Raw genomic sequence first — 17,226 nt, forward strand, 5'->3', positions numbered from 1 at the left:
GAAATGTCTTAGAATTCAAGGCCTGCTTCGCGAGCTGCATCAGCCAAAGCTTGAATCCGTCCATGATACAAGTATCCACCACGATCAAATACGATGTTAGCATGGCCTTTTTCTTTCGCACGTTTAGCAACGAGTTCGCCAACCTTACGAGCCGCTTCTACACTACCACCGTTTTTGATTTCGCTGCTCAGCTCTTTATCCATAGTGGATGCAGAAACCAATGTTACACCAGCAACATCATCAATCAGTTGTGCGTAGATATGCTTGGAAGAGCGGAATACGTTCAAACGAGGACGTACAGCCGTACCTTCGATTTTCTTACGTACACGCAGATGTCTTCTGACACGTGCTTTATTTTTATCTTGTTTTGTAATCATCTCAAGTTTTCACTCCCTTCAGTTTGCCTTTTAAAACTTTATACTAAGACGCACTGGGTAAAAAAGAGTACAAGTCTTTCCAGTAGAAAGACCGCACAAAGTCGGTAAGAAACTTATTTCTTCTTACCGGCTTTACCTTCTTTACGGATGATGCGCTCGCCTTCGTATTTAATCCCTTTACCTTTGTACGGTTCAGGTTCACGAACGGAACGAATCTTAGCAGCATAGGCACCTACACGCTCTTTATCAATTCCGCGAACGATAATTTTAGTGTTCGAAGGAACTTCGAACTCGATGCCCGCTTCCGGTGTAATTTCAACCGGGTGAGAGTATCCAACGTTCAGAACGATTTTATCTCCGGATTTGCTTGCACGATATCCGACCCCAACCAGCTCCAGAGATTTTGAAAAGCCTTCAGTTACACCACTTACCATGTTGCTGACAACGCTGCGGGTTGTTCCATGCAAAGAACGGTGAAGTTTGTTGTCCGAAGGACGAACTACATTAATTTCATTATTTTCCACAGTAACGGACATGTCTTTATGAAGTTCACGAGTCAATGTTCCTTTAGGACCTTTAACTGTGATCACTGTGTTGTTCAAAGTCACGTCAACACCACTTGGTACTGTGATTGGTTTACGACCAATACGGGACATATCTGTTGCACCTCCTATCTTTTAAACGTTAAATTACCAAACGTAGCAAACCACTTCTCCGCCGGCTTTGGACTGACGTGCTTCTTTGTCGGTCATGATACCTTTGGATGTTGAAATGATTGCGATCCCGAGTCCACCCAATACGCGTGGAATCTCATTGCTCTTCGTGTAAACGCGAAGACCTGGCTTACTGATTCTTTTCAAACCTGTGATAACACGCTCGTTGTTCGCACCGTATTTCAAGAAAATACGGATGATCCCTTGTTTGCTATCTTCAACAAATTCCGCATCACGAATGAATCCTTCACGTTTCAGGATGTCGGCGATTTGTTTTTTCATTGTAGATGCAGGCATTTCTACTGTTTCGTGGCGAACAGTGTTCGCGTTACGAATACGAGTAAGCATATCTGCAATTGGATCAGACATAGTCATTGTGTATAAACCTCCTTCCCAAACAGGACTTTTTACCAGCTTGCTTTTTTCACGCCAGGAATCTGGCCTTTATAAGCTAATTCACGGAAGCAAATTCTGCAGATCTTAAACTTTTGCAGCACCGAATGTGGACGACCACAACGTTCGCAACGAGTATAAGCACGAACTTTAAACTTTGGTGCGCGTTGTTGTTTGACTTTCATTGAAGTTTTTGCCACTTAGCCTGACACCTCCTAAATAGTTTCGGAGAACAGGGTGTCTTTGAATCAGACGCCCGAAACGTTATGCCAACATTATTTCGCGAAAGGCATGCCCAGCTGAGTCAGAAGCTCACGGGACTCTTCGTCAGTCTTGGCAGTCGTTACGATAACGATATCCATACCACGAACTTTATCAACTTGATCGTACTCAATTTCCGGGAAGATCAACTGTTCTTTCAAACCAAGCGTGTAGTTACCACGTCCGTCAAAAGCTTTTGTTGATACACCATGGAAGTCACGTACGCGAGGGAGTGTAATGTTGAACAATTTGTCCAAGAAGTAATACATACGCTCACCACGAAGTGTTACCTTTACACCGATCGGCATGTTTTCACGCAATTTAAAACCTGCGATAGATTTTTTTGCGCGAGTGATAACTGGTTTTTGACCAGCGATCAACTGCATGTCGTTGAGAGCAGAATCAAGTACTTTGGAGTTTTGGACAGCGTCGCCAACACCCATGTTGATTACCACTTTCTCGATTTTAGGCACTTGCATCACTGTTGTATAGTTGAACTTCTGCATCAAAGCAGGAGTGATTTCTTTCAAGAAACGTTCTTTCATTCTTGTTGTTGCCATGAATCATAGTCCTCCTTTCTTCAGAAAATAATTAGTCGATCACTTCGCCTGAACGTTTTGCAATACGTACTTTTTTCCCATTGTCCAAAACTTTGTAACCAACACGAGTTACTTTTCCGCTCTTCGGATCAATGTGCATAACGTTGGAAACGTGAATCGGAGCTTCTTTCTCGATGATGCCGCCTTGTGGATTCAGCTGATTAGGCTTTTGGTGTTTTTTAATCATGTTAACACCTTCCACAAGCACACGGTTTTGACGAGGGTAAGCAGCGATAACGCGACCTTTTTTACCTTTATCTTTACCTGTAATCACCAGAACAGTGTCGTCTTTCTTGACGTGCAGCTTGTTGTTATGGGATTCCAGAACTTTTTTCACTTTTGGCATTTCGTACACCTCCTACGGGCACATTTTAAGGTGAATTTAGATCACTTCCGGAGCCAAGGAAACGATTTTCATGAAGTCTTTGTCACGAAGTTCGCGAGCAACTGGTCCGAAAATACGAGTACCGCGTGGGCTCTTGTCTTCTTTAACGACCACTGCTGCGTTCTCATCAAATCCGATGTAGGAACCGTCTTTACGGCGGATAGAACGTTTAGTGCGGACGACAACCGCTCTTACTACATCACCCTTTTTGACAACGCCGCCTGGTGTTGCTTGTTTTACGGAACAAACGATCAGGTCACCAATTTGAGCTGTACGACGTCCCGTACCACCGAGCACACGGATACACATCAGTTCCTTAGCGCCGGAATTGTCAGCTACAGTCAAACGTGTAAATGGTTGAATCATTTATTTATCCTCCTTTCGGAAAAACTACACTACATTAGATTATAACAGCTTTTTCAACGATTTCGACCAGTCTCCAGTTTTTGTCTTTGGACAAAGGACGAGTTTCCATGATTTTAACAGTATCACCGATTTGTGCAGTGTTGTTTTCATCATGAGCTTTGAATTTTTTAGTCACTTTAATGCGTTTATGATAGAGATCATGTTTTTTGTAAGTTTCTACAGCAATCACAATCGTTTTATCCATTTTGTCGCTGACTACTTTACCGACTAATACTTTACGGGCATTACGTTCGCTCATTGTTGGCCTCCTTCCTAATTACAGGCGGAATTTCCACCCGGTCTAATATCTTAGCTAATCCCAAGTTCTCTTTCACGGATCACAGTTTTAGCACGAGCAATTTCCTTACGCACAGCACCGATCCGAGTCGGGTTATCAAGCTGACCGGTAGCGAGTTGAAAACGAAGGTTGAAAAGTTCTTCTTTAAAACCAGAGATCTTTTGTTCGATTTCAGCAGTGGTAAGGTTGCGGAATTCACTAGCCTTCATTTGCTTCACCACCCAATTCTTCACGTTTCACAAACTTAGTTTTGATTGGCAGTTTGTGAGCGGCAAGACGCATTGCTTCACGAGCAATCTCTTCCGGTACACCAGCAAGTTCAAACATGATCTTACCTGGTTTCACTACTGCAACCCATTTTTCTACGTTACCTTTACCACTACCCATACGAACCTCAAGAGGCTTTTGAGTAATTGGTTTGTCAGGGAATATTTTAATCCAAACCTTACCACCACGTTTGATGTAACGAGTCATCGCAATACGAGCAGCTTCGATTTGACGGTTAGTGATCCATGCTGGTTCAGTAGCTTGCAAACCGTACTCACCGAAATTCAGTGTAGTACCGCCTTTTGCACGACCCTTCATATGACCACGTTGTTGTTTACGATGTTTTACGCGTTTAGGTACCAACATGATTAGTTGCCTCCTTCCTGAGGAGCTTGTTTCTTAGCTGGAGGAAGAACCTCTCCACGATAGATCCATACTTTTACGCCAAGACGGCCATAAGTAGTATGAGCCTCTGCTGTACCGTAGTCGATGTCAGCACGAAGCGTATGCAGTGGAACAGTTCCTTCGCTGTATCCTTCGGAACGAGCGATTTCAGCACCGCCAAGACGTCCGCCTACTTGAGTTTTAATTCCTTTTGCACCGGAACGCATAGTTCTTTGAATTGCTTGTTTCAACGCACGACGGAAAGAAACACGACGTTCCAATTGTTGTGCAATGCTTTCAGCAACAAGAATTGCATCCAGTTCAGGATTTTTAATTTCAGAGATATTGATGTGTACCTTTTTACCGCCTGCGATTTTAGTGATTTCATTACGCAGATTTTCAACTTCGGAACCACCCTTACCGATAACCATACCTGGTTTCGCAGTGTGAATCGTTACGTTGACACGGTTAGCTGCTCTCTCGATTTCAACACGGGATACAGCGGAGTCTTTCAATCTTTTCTTCAGATGCTCACGAATCTTAACGTCTTCTAGCAAAAGATCACCGAAATCTTTGCCTGCATACCATTTGGATTCCCAATCACGGATAATACCGATTCGGAGTCCGACGGGATTTACCTTTTGGCCCACACGTTTTCCCTCCTTATTTTTCAGATACCACCAGAGTAATATGACTGGTGCGTTTATTGATGCGGCTTGCACGACCCATTGCACGCGGGCGGAACCGTTTCATTGTAGGACCTTGGTTTACAAAAACCTCAGACACTACCAATTTATTTACGTCCATAGAGTAGTTGTGATCTGCGTTCGCGATAGCAGAATTCAACAATTTCTCAACGACTGGAGAAGCGGATTTCGGAGTGTGACGAAGAATTGCAATCGCCTCACCTACCTGCTTGCCACGAATCAAATCGATAACAAGTTTCACTTTGCGAGCAGAAATCCGCACGGATTTAGCATGTGCTTTTGCTTCCATTGAGTTACCTCCTCTCAAACACTACGCTGTGTTGATTATCTTCTTGTTTTCTTATCGTCATCCGTATGGCCTTTGTACGTACGCGTTGGAGCGAATTCGCCCAACTTGTGTCCAACCATATCTTCCGTTACGTATACAGGCACGTGTTTACGACCATCATATACACCAAACGTGTGTCCGATAAATTGCGGGAAAATTGTAGAGCGACGGGACCAAGTTTTGATCACGACTTTTTTGTCAGACTCGTTCAAAACCTCTACTTTTTTCAACAGGTAACCATCAATAAATGGTCCTTTTTTGAGACTGCGACCCATTTGTGAATCCTCCCTTCGTTAAAACGTAGTCGTTCTTTAATATGTTAACGTGCGACTTAAGCGCACGTTTTATTACTTAGTACGACGACGAACGATGTACTTATCAGATGCTTTTCCTTTTTTACGCGTCTTGTAACCAAGGGTTGGTTTACCCCATGGAGACATTGGAGATTTACGTCCGATTGGAGCGCGACCTTCACCACCACCGTGTGGGTGATCGTTAGGGTTCATAACAACACCGCGAACTTCAGGACGTTGTCCCAACCAACGACTACGACCAGCTTTACCGATCTTAACAAGCTCGTGGTCTTCGTTACCTACAGATCCGATTGTAGCACGGCAAACTTTCAGAATGCGACGTACTTCGCCAGAAGTCAAACGAATTGTAACATACTTCTCTTCTTTACCAAGAAGTTGGGCTTCCGTACCAGCAGCACGAACAAGTTGGCCACCTTTACCCGGTTTCAATTCGATATTGTGGATAACCGTACCTACCGGAATGTTTTCCAATGGCAAGGAGTTACCGATTTTAATGTCGGAGTCCGGACCGGATACCACTACATCTCCTACTTTCAGACCTTTAGGAGCGATGATGTAACGTTTTTCACCATCCACATAGTGGATAAGTGCGATGTTGGACGTACGGTTTGGATCATATTCGATCGTAGCAACGCGGCCCGGTATTCCATCTTTGTTACGTTTGAAGTCAATAATACGGTATTTACGTTTGTGTCCGCCGCCATGATGACGAACTGTAATTTTACCTTGGTTATTACGTCCAGCTTGCTTACTCAGAGGTGCCAGCAACGATTTCTCGGGCTGGTTTGTTGTGATCTCCTCGAAAGTAGATACAGACATTGCACGTCTGGCCGGGGACGTCGGTTTATACTTTTTAATTGGCACTGAGTTTCCCTCCTTACTTTACAGATTTAATTATACTGTTTCAAAAAACTCAAGCGGCTTACTGTCTTTGCTCAGCGTTACGAACGCTTTTTTCCACTCGCTCGTATAGCCGGAATGACGTCCGTAGCGTTTTGGTTTTGCAGGAACACGAAGTGTATTAACGTTACTTACTTTCACGTTAAAAATTGCTTCGATTGCTTTCTTAACTTCGACTTTGTTGGAACGAATGTCAACTTCGAAAACATATTTCAAGTCATTCATCATACCAGCCGTACGTTCGGTGATAATCGGACGCTTGATAATATCACGAGGATCCTTCATTACGCGAGCACCTCCTCTACCTTCTGAACTGCTTCCTTCGTAATGATCAGTTTGTCGTGTCCGAGCACATCAAGAACATTAATGCCGTCTGCGGCTACAAACTTCACACCAGGAATATTACGAGCGGACAGTGCTACATTATCATCATAGCTAGGAGCTACAATCAATGCTTTACGATCTGCTTTAAGGTTATTCAAAATGGCTGCGAATTCTTTCGTTTTAGGTCCGTTCAGTGTAAGAGCGTCCAATACGATGATTTCATTCTCAATCACTTTGGATGACAGTGCCGATTTGATCGCCAGACGACGAACTTTTTTAGGCAATTTATAAGCATAGCTGCGTGGAGTCGGACCAAATACAGTACCGCCACCAACCCATTGTGGTGCACGAATCGAACCTTGACGAGCGCGGCCAGTACCTTTTTGTTTCCAAGGTTTACGTCCGCCGCCACGTACTTCAGAACGTCCTTTTACTTTGTGAGTACCTTGACGCAGGGAAGCCAATTGCATAACAACAGCGTCATGAAGAACGTGTTTATTCGGCTCGATACCGAACACTGCATCGTTCAATTCAATTTCGCCAACTTGGCTGCCGCTAATATTAAATAGTGCTACTTTTGGCATTTTGTGTTCCTCCTTTCTTCAGTTGATTATTTTTTCACCGTTTCTAATACTTTAACGAAGCTGTTTTTAGGCCCTGGAATGGAACCTTTCACGAGCAATACATTACGTTCTGTATCGATCTTAACAACTTCAAGGCGTTGGATTGTTACCGTTTCATGCCCCATGTGTCCTGGCAGGTGTTTACCTTTAGGAACGCGGTTAGCTTGAATGGAACCCATAGAACCTGGACCTCTGTGGTAACGCGAGCCGTGTGCCATTGGTCCGCGGCTTTGTCCCCAACGTTTGATAACGCCGGCAAAACCTTTACCTTTAGAAATACCTGTTACGTCAACGAATTCGCCTTCTGTGAAGACATCAGCCTTCAGTTCTTGGCCAACCTCGTACGCAGCAAGGTCGATGCCACGAAGTTCACGAACGTAGCGCTTAGGTGCAGTATTTGCCTTTTTGGCATGCCCTGCTTCAGGTTTGTTGGATCTTTTTTCTTTTTTATCAGAAAATCCGAGTTGGATAGCTTCGTATCCATCGTTTTCCAGATCTTTCTTTTGCAGAACAACACAAGGACCAGCTTCGATAACCGTAACAGCAAGCACGTTACCTTCAGGGGTAAACACTTGAGTCATTCCGAGTTTTTTTCCTAAGATACCTTTCATGTTGACACCTCTTTTCTTTTCCTGATTACATATTACAATTTAATTTCGATATCTACACCGGACGGCAGGTCCAAGCGCATCAAGGCATCCACAGTTTGTGGAGTCGGATTAACAATGTCGATCAAACGCTTGTGTGTGCGCATTTCGAATTGTTCCCGAGAATCCTTGTACTTGTGTACCGCACGGAGAATAGTAATGATTTGTTTTTCAGTTGGCAGCGGAATTGGTCCGGAAACACCTGCACCCGAACGTTTAGCTGTTTCAACAATTTTCTCAGCGGATTGATCAAGAATTCTGTGATCGTAAGCTTTCAAACGAATACGAATTTTTTGCTTTGCCATTTTAGTCCCTCCTTCTATCGCCCAATTTGGTATCGGACATACTCCGTGAAAATTTTCCGACAGCCCTCCCATGGCAAAGGGGCCGGGTGTGTCAGTAACCTCTCACATCATCGCACAGTCACAAACAACATTAGTTATTATATCGAATACTTCTGCCTATTGCAAGCAAAAACGAAAAAAACAATGTATCTTATTTTCAAAGATAACATTTGTGCTCGCAGCTCGCGATTTTCCTCAAGAGAAAAGCCCCCGCACCATGGCAGGGGCTCGTTTTACTTCGTTCCAATACAATGTTACTCGTTCCAGTACAATGTTGCTATATTCAAGGCTCGTAGCCCTATTATTTAGAGATTGTTGCTACAGCGCCTGCACCAACTGTACGACCGCCTTCACGAATGGAGAACTTAGTTCCTTCTTCAATCGCGATTGGGCTAATCAGTTGAACAGTAACCGTAATGTTATCACCAGGCATTACCATTTCGGAACCTTCTGGCAAAGTAATGATACCAGTTACGTCAGTTGTACGGAAGTAGAACTGTGGACGGTAACCAGTGAAGAAAGGTTTGTGACGTCCGCCTTCTTCTTTAGTCAAAACGTAGATTTGAGCAGAGAATTCTGTATGTGGGTTAACAGAACCTGGTTTAGCCAATACTTGGCCACGCTCGATTTGTGCACGATCTACACCGCGAAGCAGTGCGCCGATGTTGTCACCAGCTTGAGCGGAGTCAAGCAGTTTACGGAACATTTCTACGCCTGTTACTACGGATTTACGGGATTCTTCTTGAATACCGATGATTTCGATTTCGTCGCCCACTTTAACTGTACCACGCTCTACACGGCCTGTAGCAACTGTACCACGACCAGTGATGGAGAATACGTCCTCGACAGGCATAAGGAAAGGCTTGTCAGTGTCGCGTTCTGGAGTTGGGATGTAAGTGTCGATTGTTTCGAACATTTCAACGATTTTCTTAGCCCAGTCGCCATCTGGGTTTTGCAGTGCTTCACGAGCAGAACCACGAGTGATTGGAGTGTCGTCGCCTGGGAAGTCGTACTCGCTCAGCAAGTCGCGAACTTCCATTTCAACCAATTCCAACAACTCTTCGTCTTCAACCATGTCGCATTTGTTCAGGAATACAACGATGTATGGAACACCTACTTGACGGGACAAGAGGATGTGTTCGCGAGTTTGCGGCATAGGACCGTCAGCTGCGGATACAACCAGAATCGCTCCGTCCATTTGTGCAGCGCCAGTGATCATGTTTTTAACATAGTCGGCGTGACCTGGGCAGTCAACGTGTGCATAGTGACGGTTAGGTGTTTCATATTCCACGTGTGCAGTGGAGATTGTGATACCGCGTTCGCGCTCTTCTGGAGCTTTATCGATTTGATCGAATGCTACAGCAGCACCACCGTAAGTTTTGGAAAGTACAGTTGTGATTGCAGCAGTCAAAGTTGTTTTACCATGATCGACGTGACCAATTGTACCGATATTAACGTGCGGTTTGTTACGTTCAAACTTAGCCTTTGCCATTTGAACAATTCCTCCTCAATAACATGTTTTATTTTTAGGCTGTCGGAAACCTCTTGGAAAACCTAGAGTATCCGATCAGCTAATACACTGTATTACTCGCCGCCTTTGGTTTTGGCAACGATCTCTTCAGCAATGCTCTTCGGAACTTCTTCATAGTGATGAAGCTCCATGGAGAACACACCGCGTCCTTGTGTACCGGAACGAAGTGTAGTGGAATATCCAAACATTTCGGACAACGGAACCATTGCACGAATAATTTGGGCACCGCCACGGGAATCCATACCTTCAATCCGACCACGACGGGAGTTCAGCATACCCATTACGTCTCCCATGTATTCCTCTGGAACCGTTACTTCAACTTTCATAATCGGCTCAAGCAATACAGGTTTACATTTGTCTTTCGCTGCTTTCAGCGCCATAGAACCGGCAATTTTAAATGCCATTTCATTGGAATCGACATCATGGTATGATCCATCCACAATTGTAGCTTTAACGTCCACCAGCGGGAAGCCTGCAAGGACACCGTTCTTCATTTGCTCTTCAATACCAGCAAGTGCAGGTCCGATGTATTCTCTTGGAACAGAGCCACCGACAACCTTGCTTTCAAACTGGCTACCAGTACCTGCTTCGAGTGGTTCGAACTCAACCCATACGTGACCATATTGACCACGACCACCGGATTGACGAACAAACTTACCTTCAACACGTGCTGGAGCACGGAATGTTTCACGGTATGCTACCTGTGGTTTACCAACATTGGTTTCCACTTTGAACTCACGACGCATACGGTCAATGATAATGTCCAAGTGAAGCTCACCCATACCTGCCAAGATAGTTTGGCCAGTTTCTTCGTTAGTCGAAGCGCGAAGAGTTGGATCTTCTTCGGTCAACTTACCGAGTGCAACTGCCATTTTGTCTTGGTCAGCTTTGGTTTTAGGCTCAACCGCGATTTCGATAACCGGATCAGGGAAGTTCATGGATTCGAGAATAACAGGATTCTTCTCATCACACAGTGTATCACCTGTACCTGTATCTTTCAAACCTACGGCTGCCGCAATGTCACCGGAGTATACTTCAGTGATTTCTTGACGGCTGTTCGCGTGCATTTGAAGGATACGTCCGATACGTTCGCGTTTGCCTTTTGTTGCATTCAATACGTAAGAACCGGATTGAAGAACACCGGAATATACGCGGAAGAATGTCAGTTTACCAACGTAAGGGTCCGTCATAATTTTGAAGGCCAATGCGGAGAAAGGCTCTTCATCAGAAGAATGACGTTCAACTTCCGTTCCATCTTCCAGATGACCTTGAATACTTGGTACATCAATAGGAGCTGGCAGGTAATCAACAACAGCGTCCAGCATCAACTGAACACCTTTATTACGGTAAGAAGATCCACAGATAACTGGGAAGATCTTAACTTCTACAACACCTTTACGGAGAGCGGCTTTAATTTCTTCAACCGTGATCTCTTCGCCTTCAAGGTATTTCATAGTCAAATCTTCATCCAGTTCAGCAACCTTCTCGATCAATTCGTTGCGGAGTTCCTCGACTTTGTCTTTGTATTCCGCAGGAATTTCGGCTTCTTCGATATTTTGACCAAGGTCATCTTTGTACATATGAGCCTTTTGTTCAACAATATCGATGATACCTAAAAAGTCATTTTCTGCACCGATTGGAAGTTGAATAGCAACTGCGTTCGCTTGAAGGCGATCACGCATATCAGCTACAACGTTCAAGAAGTCGGCACCAATAATATCCATTTTGTTCACATATGCGATCCGTGGAACGCCATAGCGATCAGCCTGTCTCCATACGGTTTCAGACTGAGGCTCAACGCCTTCTTTCGCACTGAAAACACCAACTGCTCCGTCCAATACACGAAGGGAACGTTCAACTTCAACAGTGAAGTCAACGTGCCCCGGGGTGTCGATGATATTGACGCGGTGACCTTTCCAGGCAGCGGTCGTCGCAGCGGAAGTAATCGTGATTCCGCGCTCTTGTTCTTGTTCCATCCAGTCCATTGTCGCAGCACCTTCGTGAACTTCACCGATTTTGTGCGTACGGCCTGTGTAGAACAAGATCCGCTCTGTTGTTGTGGTTTTACCCGCGTCAATATGAGCCATGATCCCGATATTACGTGTATTTTTCAAGGAGAACTCTCTTGCCATGAAATGGGTCTCCCTTCAAAATTGAAGTTATTTTTTTAAGCTGAATCCTACCAACGATAGTGAGCAAACGCTTTGTTCGCTTCAGCCATTTTGTGCGTGTCTTCACGTTTCTTCACGGAAGCGCCTGTGTTGTTGGAAGCATCGATAATCTCAGCCGCCAAACGCTCTTCCATAGTTTTCTCGCCGCGGTTGCGGGAGTAGTTTACGAGCCAACGTAATCCCAGGGACGTACGTCTTTCTGGTTTTACCTCGATTGGTACTTGGTAGTTGGCACCGCCGACACGGCGTGCTTTAACTTCCAGGACTGGCATGATATTCTTGATAGCTGCTTCAAATACTTCCATCGGGTCATTACCCGTACGTTCTTGGATAAGCTTGAACGCATTATACAGAATGCTTTGAGCAACGCCTCGTTTTCCGTCGAGCATGATGCGGTTGATCAAGCGAGTAACCAACTTGCTGTTGTATACCGGATCTGGCAACACGTCTCTTTTGGTAACTGGACCTTTGCGTGGCATGGATATCCCCCTTTCTTACATGTTAAACCTGCATACGCGGTTTATATTCATTAGGATTTTTTAGCTTTAGGGCGTTTTGCGCCGTATTTGGAACGAGCTTGCATGCGGTTGTTTACGCCTGCAGTATCCAAAGCACCGCGAACGATGTGGTAACGCACACCCGGAAGGTCTTTTACACGACCGCCACGAATCAGCACTACGCTGTGTTCTTGAAGGTTATGTCCAATACCTGGAATGTAAGCAGTCACCTCTACACGGTTCGTCAAGCGAACACGAGCATATTTACGAAGTGCGGAGTTTGGTTTTTTCGGAGTCATAGTACCTACACGAGTGCAAACTCCGCGTTTTTGCGGGGCACTGATGTCGGTAGCTTCACGTTTCAAGGCATTAAAACCTTTTTGCAAAGCCGGTGATTTCGATTTCTCGATTTTGGCTTGACGTCCTTTACGAACCAGTTGGTTAATAGTTGGCATGTTGGTTGCCACCCCCTTCCTCAATTTTTGCTGTTACTTTACAAACCTTATCTAAGCCCACAGACCCAGGCGGTTCATAAAAGAACAAATGAAAAGTCTTTGCCGCCAAGAATAACGATTCCCTAGACAAAAACGTTCCTTACCCTATTGTTTTACGATAGCAGCCATCGCGGCTCCCACTTCAATCCCGCATGCAGCTCCGAGATTTTTCATTGTGTCTACAAGAGTCACTTTGACCCCGTGCTTATCGCATAAATCAATGATGTTGGAAGTGAGACGCTGATCTGCGTCTTCTGCCACATATACTTCCGAGGCGAAGCCCAATTCTACCATACGAATGGTTTGTTTGGTACCGATTCTGACATGAGCATCTTGCAGTCCCTGTTCTTTAGACATATCTCATTCCTCCGAAAAGACCCAATAGCATATAGGCTGCTCACGCACCTTTGCTATATTAGCATTGACTATGAACAATGTCAAGACAATTATCAACTATAATCTATTTAAACAAAGTAATACGTTACATTTTTATAAGAAGCACCGGAGCACCGTTGTTACAGCCTTTGCTAAAGCTTATATCTACGGTGTTCCGGGCTTATCATAATATTTTTATATTACTACTCAGCTGAAATAGGTTCGAGTTCCTCAGATAAGGATTGCCCCTCTTCAGGCTGGGCAAATTTGACGCTACGGTAACGGTTCATACCTGTGCCCGCAGGGATCAATTTACCGATAATTACATTCTCTTTCAATCCAAGCAACTGATCGACTTTTCCTTTGATAGCTGCATCTGTCAGGACACGAGTAGTTTCCTGGAAGGAAGCTGCTGACAAGAAGGAGTCAGTTTCCAGAGAGGCCTTGGTAATACCAAGGAGAACCGGTTTGGCTACCGCTGGTTCTTGGCCGCTGAGAATCGCTATCTTGTTTGCATTTTCATACTCATGCACATCCACAAATGAACCTGGAAGTAGTGTTGTGTCACCCGCATCAATGATACGAATTTTACGCAACATCTGACGAATCATAACTTCTACGTGCTTGTCGTTGATTTCTACGCCCTGGTTCCGGTATACACGTTGAACTTCCTGAAGGATATAGTTCTGCACCCCGCGAATACCTTTAATACGCAGCATTTCTTTAGGGTCGATCGAACCATCCGTCAGTTCGTCCCCTGCTTCAACAGTCATGCCTTCGCTTACGCGTAGACGTGAACCATAAGTGACCGAATAGGTTTTTGTTTCAGCTTCACCTTGAATGTCGATTTCGCGACGATCTTTCCCTTCACGAACCTCTTTAACTACACCGTCAATTTCACTGATGGTTGCCTGACCTTTAGGATTACGTGCTTCGAAAAGCTCCTGGATACGAGGCAAACCTTGCGTGATATCGTCACCCGCTACACCACCTGTGTGGAACGTGCGCATGGTGAGCTGTGTCCCTGGTTCACCGATGGATTGAGCCGCGATAATACCAACCGCTTCACCAATCTCAACGTGCTTGCCAGTAGCCAAATTACGGCCGTAGCATTTTTTGCAGACGCCATGTTTGGCACGGCAGCTTAGTACGGAACGAATTTGAACTTTATCCACACCAGCTTTAACGATCGCTTCAGCTTTATTGGAGTCAATCAGTTCGTTGCGTCTAGCCAAGATTTCGCCCGTTTCAGGATGACGTACGGTTTCGAAGCAATAACGACCTTCCAGACGATCGTACAGATCCTCAATGACTTCTTTACCGTCCTGGATACGACTTACTGTAAAGCCTTTATCCGTTCCGCAGTCATCTTCGCGCACGATAACATCCTGCGCCACATCAACGAGACGACGAGTCAGGTAACCAGAGTCAGCCGTACGCAAGGCTGTATCCGCCAAACCTTTACGCGCTCCGTGAGTGGAGATGAAGTACTCGAGTACTGTCAGACCTTCACGGAAATTTGATTTGATTGGGAGCTCAATAATACGACCAGATGGATTCGCCATCAGTCCACGCATACCGCCAAGCTGGGTAATCTGCGATTTGTTACCACGCGCTTTGGAGTCAACCATCATCATGATAGAGTTGTAGCGATCCATGGATTTCATCAAAATGTCTGTGATATCGTCTTTAGCCTTGGACCAAATATCAATAATCCGGTCATAGCGTTCCTCGTTCGTAATCAGACCACGACGGTACTGATTAGTCACGACTTGTGCTTTATCATCAGATGCCTTAAGGATATCCTGTTTCTCTTGAGGTACAACTACGTCCGCCACAGCGACCGTCACACCTGCACGAGTAGAATACGTAAAGCCAAGCTGTTTAATTTTATCCAAAATCACAGCGGTTTCTGTCGTATGGTAAATCTCAAAGCAACGGGCGATGATATTACCAAGGTAATCCTTGCCCACTCCACTAGCTTGCGGAGCGTTCTGGATGGCTTCAGTAAGGTTTACACCTTTCTCGTAAACAAAGAACTCTTCAGCAGTACCATAAAGCAGGTTGGCACGAGTAGCGTCATTGATATACGGGAAGCTTGCTGGGAAAATCTCATTAAAGATAATTTTACCCACAGTTGTAATCAACATCGCATCCTGTTGCTTCTCTGTAAAGCTCGTTTTATTCAAAGCTTTAACCGGAATAGCTACACGAGCATGAAGCCCCGCTGTTCCGCGCTGGTAAGCTGAGATAGCCTCATTCGGGTTGCGAAGGATCATGTTGCTTCCTTCTTCTTCCTTGTTGTCCATTGTCAAATAGAATGAACCAAGGACCATATCCTGGGAAGGAGTAACAACAGGCTTGCCGTCTTTTGGATTCAAAATGTTGCCGGACGCCAGCATGAGCAAACGAGCTTCCGCTTGAGCTTCTGCAGACAACGGAACGTGAACCGCCATTTGGTCACCGTCAAAGTCGGCATTGTATGCCGTACATACGAGCGGATGCAAACGAATCGCACGACCTTCAACCAAAATCGGTTCAAACGCTTGAATACCCAATCTATGCAACGTAGGGGCACGGTTTAGAAGAACCGGATGCTCCTTGATTACTTCTTCGAGTACATCCCACACTTCAGCACTCACACGCTCTACTTTACGCTTCGCGCTCTTAATGTTGTGTGCCAAACCTTTGTTAACAAGCTCTTTCATAACAAAAGGCTTAAACAGCTCCAGCGCCATTTCTTTAGGCAGACCGCATTGGTACATCTTCAAGTACGGACCTACTACGATAACAGAACGACCGGAGTAGTCAACACGTTTACCGAGCAAGTTTTGACGGAAACGACCTTGTTTACCTTTCAGCATGTGGCTGAGGGATTTCAAAGGACGATTACCCGGACCTGTAACAGGACGACCACGACGACCATTATCAATTAGAGCGTCAACAGCTTCCTGCAGCATCCGTTTTTCATTTTGCACGATAATATCTGGCGCACCCAGATCTAACAAGCGTTTCAGACGGTTATTACGGTTAATAACACGACGATACAGATCATTAAGGTCAGAAGTAGCAAAACGTCCACCATCCAGCTGTACCATTGGACGAAGCTCAGGAGGAATAACAGGCAGTACGTCCATGATCATCCAATCCGGTTGGTTGCCAGAGTTACGGAATGCCTCAATAACTTCAAGGCGCTTGATCGCACGGTTTCGACGTTGTCCTTGAGCTGTGCGCAGCTCTTCCTTCAAAAATTCCAATTCTTTGTCTATATCTAAATCTTGAAGAAGCTTTTTAACCGCCTCAGCGCCCATTCCCGCCTGGAATCCGTACCCATATTTCTCACGATAGCTACGGTATTCTTTCTCGGACAGGAGTTGCTTTTTCTCCAAAGGCGTATCTCCTGGATCGGTTACAACATAAGATGCGAAGTAAATGATCTCTTCCAAAGATCTTGGAGACATATCAAGAGCAAGACCCATACGACTCGGAATGCCTTTGAAGTACCAAATGTGCGATACAGGAGCTGCCAACTCAATGTGGCCCATACGCTCACGACGAACCTTAGCGCGAGTAACTTCTACTCCACAGCGGTCGCAGACAACACCTTTATAGCGTACACGTTTGTACTTACCACAATGACATTCCCAATCTTTCGTAGGTCCGAAAATTTTCTCGCAAAATAGTCCTTCTTTTTCCGGTTTAAGCGTACGATAGTTAATCGTCTCCGGTTTTTTGACTTCTCCGCGGGACCAAGAACGAATCTTTTCGGGGGAAGCAAGCCCGATTTTCATATATTCGAAATTGTTAACGTCCAACAAGGAGCAACCCTCCTTAACCAAATCCTGAGTTTTTAGGTTTGATACCGCCCGGCAGCACCGGGCGGTATCAA

24 protein-coding genes are annotated in these 17,226 nt (G+C 45.1%); all 24 read right to left on the reverse strand.

All coding sequences use genetic code 11. The features are described 5' to 3' along the window. Positions 1–8 precede the first annotated feature (8 nt). Positions 9–377 (reverse strand): 50S ribosomal protein L18, encoded by a 369-nt coding sequence (gene rplR / locus ACN6NF_RS22120; RefSeq protein ID WP_007432568.1) that lies wholly within the window; start codon positions 375–377, stop codon positions 9–11. A 113-nt stretch (positions 378–490) separates the two neighbouring features. Next, a complete protein-coding gene (gene rplF / locus ACN6NF_RS22125; protein WP_025715677.1) occupies positions 491–1,033 on the reverse strand; it encodes a 50S ribosomal protein L6 in 543 nt (180 codons plus the stop codon). Between the two features lie 33 nt (positions 1,034–1,066). Further along, on the reverse strand, positions 1,067–1,465 hold the full coding sequence (gene rpsH, locus ACN6NF_RS22130; RefSeq protein WP_007432570.1) for a 30S ribosomal protein S8: 399 nt from the start codon (positions 1,463–1,465) through the stop codon (positions 1,067–1,069). A gap of 32 nt (positions 1,466–1,497) precedes the next feature. Continuing rightward, on the reverse strand, positions 1,498–1,683 hold the full coding sequence (locus ACN6NF_RS22135) for a type Z 30S ribosomal protein S14 (protein ID WP_010348808.1): 186 nt from the start codon (positions 1,681–1,683) through the stop codon (positions 1,498–1,500). A gap of 75 nt (positions 1,684–1,758) precedes the next feature. Continuing rightward, positions 1,759–2,304 carry a 50S ribosomal protein L5 gene (gene rplE / locus ACN6NF_RS22140; protein ID WP_007432571.1) on the reverse strand — a complete coding sequence of 182 codons (546 nt, stop codon included), beginning with the start codon at positions 2,302–2,304 and terminating at the stop codon, positions 1,759–1,761. A 31-nt stretch (positions 2,305–2,335) separates the two neighbouring features. Next, on the reverse strand, positions 2,336–2,689 hold the full coding sequence (gene rplX, locus ACN6NF_RS22145; protein WP_013312155.1) for a 50S ribosomal protein L24: 354 nt from the start codon (positions 2,687–2,689) through the stop codon (positions 2,336–2,338). 36 nt (positions 2,690–2,725) lie between these two features. Next, positions 2,726–3,094 (reverse strand): 50S ribosomal protein L14, encoded by a 369-nt coding sequence (gene rplN / locus ACN6NF_RS22150; protein WP_007432573.1) that lies wholly within the window; start codon positions 3,092–3,094, stop codon positions 2,726–2,728. A gap of 34 nt (positions 3,095–3,128) precedes the next feature. Then, a complete protein-coding gene (gene rpsQ / locus ACN6NF_RS22155; protein ID WP_007432574.1) occupies positions 3,129–3,392 on the reverse strand; it encodes a 30S ribosomal protein S17 in 264 nt (87 codons plus the stop codon). Positions 3,393–3,442: 50 nt separating this feature from the next. Next, entirely contained in the window at positions 3,443–3,640 is a 198-nt protein-coding gene (gene rpmC, locus ACN6NF_RS22160) for a 50S ribosomal protein L29 (protein WP_007432575.1), read from the reverse strand. Continuing rightward, entirely contained in the window at positions 3,630–4,064 is a 435-nt protein-coding gene (gene rplP / locus ACN6NF_RS22165; protein ID WP_007432576.1) for a 50S ribosomal protein L16, read from the reverse strand. The genes rpmC and rplP overlap by 11 nt, the downstream gene beginning before the upstream one ends. Positions 4,065–4,066: 2 nt before the next feature. Next, on the reverse strand, positions 4,067–4,732 hold the full coding sequence (gene rpsC, locus ACN6NF_RS22170) for a 30S ribosomal protein S3 (RefSeq protein WP_007432577.1): 666 nt from the start codon (positions 4,730–4,732) through the stop codon (positions 4,067–4,069). 13 nt (positions 4,733–4,745) lie between these two features. Continuing rightward, positions 4,746–5,078 (reverse strand): 50S ribosomal protein L22, encoded by a 333-nt coding sequence (gene rplV, locus ACN6NF_RS22175; RefSeq protein WP_007432578.1) that lies wholly within the window; start codon positions 5,076–5,078, stop codon positions 4,746–4,748. Positions 5,079–5,113: 35 nt separating this feature from the next. After that, entirely contained in the window at positions 5,114–5,392 is a 279-nt protein-coding gene (rpsS, locus tag ACN6NF_RS22180) for a 30S ribosomal protein S19 (protein WP_007432579.1), read from the reverse strand. Positions 5,393–5,464: 72 nt separating this feature from the next. Then, positions 5,465–6,295 (reverse strand): 50S ribosomal protein L2, encoded by an 831-nt coding sequence (rplB, locus tag ACN6NF_RS22185; RefSeq protein WP_016818651.1) that lies wholly within the window; start codon positions 6,293–6,295, stop codon positions 5,465–5,467. 30 nt (positions 6,296–6,325) lie between these two features. Then, positions 6,326–6,616, reverse strand: a complete 291-nt coding sequence (gene rplW, locus ACN6NF_RS22190) for a 50S ribosomal protein L23 (RefSeq protein ID WP_013373266.1) — start codon at positions 6,614–6,616, stop codon at positions 6,326–6,328. After that, positions 6,616–7,239 (reverse strand): 50S ribosomal protein L4, encoded by a 624-nt coding sequence (gene rplD, locus ACN6NF_RS22195; RefSeq protein ID WP_013312160.1) that lies wholly within the window; start codon positions 7,237–7,239, stop codon positions 6,616–6,618. The genes rplW and rplD overlap by 1 nt, the downstream gene beginning before the upstream one ends. Before the next feature lie 26 nt (positions 7,240–7,265). Continuing rightward, the gene (gene rplC, locus ACN6NF_RS22200; RefSeq protein WP_013312161.1) at positions 7,266–7,889 is read right to left on the reverse strand and encodes a 50S ribosomal protein L3; all 624 of its coding nucleotides are present in this window, start codon (positions 7,887–7,889) and stop codon (positions 7,266–7,268) included. A gap of 32 nt (positions 7,890–7,921) precedes the next feature. After that, a complete protein-coding gene (gene rpsJ / locus ACN6NF_RS22205) occupies positions 7,922–8,230 on the reverse strand; it encodes a 30S ribosomal protein S10 (protein WP_005544556.1) in 309 nt (102 codons plus the stop codon). Between the two features lie 340 nt (positions 8,231–8,570). Continuing rightward, a complete protein-coding gene (gene tuf, locus ACN6NF_RS22210) occupies positions 8,571–9,761 on the reverse strand; it encodes an elongation factor Tu (RefSeq protein WP_013373267.1) in 1,191 nt (396 codons plus the stop codon). Between the two features lie 92 nt (positions 9,762–9,853). Further along, complete coding sequence (gene fusA / locus ACN6NF_RS22215) at positions 9,854–11,932, reverse strand: elongation factor G (protein ID WP_430188830.1); 2,079 nt, start codon at positions 11,930–11,932, stop codon at positions 9,854–9,856. A 47-nt stretch (positions 11,933–11,979) separates the two neighbouring features. After that, positions 11,980–12,450 carry a 30S ribosomal protein S7 gene (rpsG, locus tag ACN6NF_RS22220; protein ID WP_007432586.1) on the reverse strand — a complete coding sequence of 157 codons (471 nt, stop codon included), beginning with the start codon at positions 12,448–12,450 and terminating at the stop codon, positions 11,980–11,982. A gap of 50 nt (positions 12,451–12,500) precedes the next feature. Next, positions 12,501–12,923, reverse strand: a complete 423-nt coding sequence (rpsL, locus tag ACN6NF_RS22225; protein WP_007432587.1) for a 30S ribosomal protein S12 — start codon at positions 12,921–12,923, stop codon at positions 12,501–12,503. A gap of 144 nt (positions 12,924–13,067) precedes the next feature. Next, entirely contained in the window at positions 13,068–13,319 is a 252-nt protein-coding gene (locus tag ACN6NF_RS22230; RefSeq protein ID WP_474319588.1) for a ribosomal L7Ae/L30e/S12e/Gadd45 family protein, read from the reverse strand. A gap of 221 nt (positions 13,320–13,540) precedes the next feature. After that, positions 13,541–17,155 (reverse strand): DNA-directed RNA polymerase subunit beta', encoded by a 3,615-nt coding sequence (gene rpoC, locus ACN6NF_RS22235; RefSeq protein ID WP_474319590.1) that lies wholly within the window; start codon positions 17,153–17,155, stop codon positions 13,541–13,543. Positions 17,156–17,226: the final 71 nt, after the last annotated feature.

It is taken from the genome of Paenibacillus sp. TSM33, assembly GCF_056099025.1.

Excerpts from the sequence above, each read along its gene's own strand:
- rpsL (WP_007432587.1), bottom strand. The coding sequence starts at position 12,923 with ATGCCAACTATTAACCAACTGGTTCGTAAAGGACGTCAAGCCAAAATC.
- rplD (WP_013312160.1), bottom strand. The coding sequence starts at position 7,239 with ATGCCAAAAGTAGCACTATTTAATATTAGCGGCAGCCAAGTTGGCGAA.
- tuf (WP_013373267.1), bottom strand. The coding sequence starts at position 9,761 with ATGGCAAAGGCTAAGTTTGAACGTAACAAACCGCACGTTAATATCGGT.
- rplN (WP_007432573.1), bottom strand. The coding sequence starts at position 3,094 with ATGATTCAACCATTTACACGTTTGACTGTAGCTGACAATTCCGGCGCT.
- rplE (WP_007432571.1), bottom strand. The coding sequence starts at position 2,304 with ATGGCAACAACAAGAATGAAAGAACGTTTCTTGAAAGAAATCACTCCT.
- rplR (WP_007432568.1), bottom strand. The coding sequence starts at position 377 with ATGATTACAAAACAAGATAAAAATAAAGCACGTGTCAGAAGACATCTG.
- rplC (WP_013312161.1), bottom strand. The coding sequence starts at position 7,889 with ATGAAAGGTATCTTAGGAAAAAAACTCGGAATGACTCAAGTGTTTACC.
- rpmC (WP_007432575.1), bottom strand. The coding sequence starts at position 3,640 with ATGAAGGCTAGTGAATTCCGCAACCTTACCACTGCTGAAATCGAACAA.
- rplX (WP_013312155.1), bottom strand. The coding sequence starts at position 2,689 with ATGCCAAAAGTGAAAAAAGTTCTGGAATCCCATAACAACAAGCTGCAC.
- rpsG (WP_007432586.1), bottom strand. The coding sequence starts at position 12,450 with ATGCCACGCAAAGGTCCAGTTACCAAAAGAGACGTGTTGCCAGATCCG.
- ACN6NF_RS22230 (WP_474319588.1), bottom strand. The coding sequence starts at position 13,319 with ATGTCTAAAGAACAGGGACTGCAAGATGCTCATGTCAGAATCGGTACC.
- rplW (WP_013373266.1), bottom strand. The coding sequence starts at position 6,616 with ATGAAGGATCCTCGTGATATTATCAAGCGTCCGATTATCACCGAACGT.
- rplF (WP_025715677.1), bottom strand. The coding sequence starts at position 1,033 with ATGTCCCGTATTGGTCGTAAACCAATCACAGTACCAAGTGGTGTTGAC.
- rpsQ (WP_007432574.1), bottom strand. The coding sequence starts at position 3,392 with ATGAGCGAACGTAATGCCCGTAAAGTATTAGTCGGTAAAGTAGTCAGC.
- rpsJ (WP_005544556.1), bottom strand. The coding sequence starts at position 8,230 with ATGGCAAAGCAAAAAATTCGTATTCGTTTGAAAGCTTACGATCACAGA.
- fusA (WP_430188830.1), bottom strand. The coding sequence starts at position 11,932 with ATGGCAAGAGAGTTCTCCTTGAAAAATACACGTAATATCGGGATCATG.
- rplV (WP_007432578.1), bottom strand. The coding sequence starts at position 5,078 with ATGGAAGCAAAAGCACATGCTAAATCCGTGCGGATTTCTGCTCGCAAA.
- rplP (WP_007432576.1), bottom strand. The coding sequence starts at position 4,064 with ATGTTGGTACCTAAACGCGTAAAACATCGTAAACAACAACGTGGTCAT.
- rpsH (WP_007432570.1), bottom strand. The coding sequence starts at position 1,465 with ATGACTATGTCTGATCCAATTGCAGATATGCTTACTCGTATTCGTAAC.
- rpsS (WP_007432579.1), bottom strand. The coding sequence starts at position 5,392 with ATGGGTCGCAGTCTCAAAAAAGGACCATTTATTGATGGTTACCTGTTG.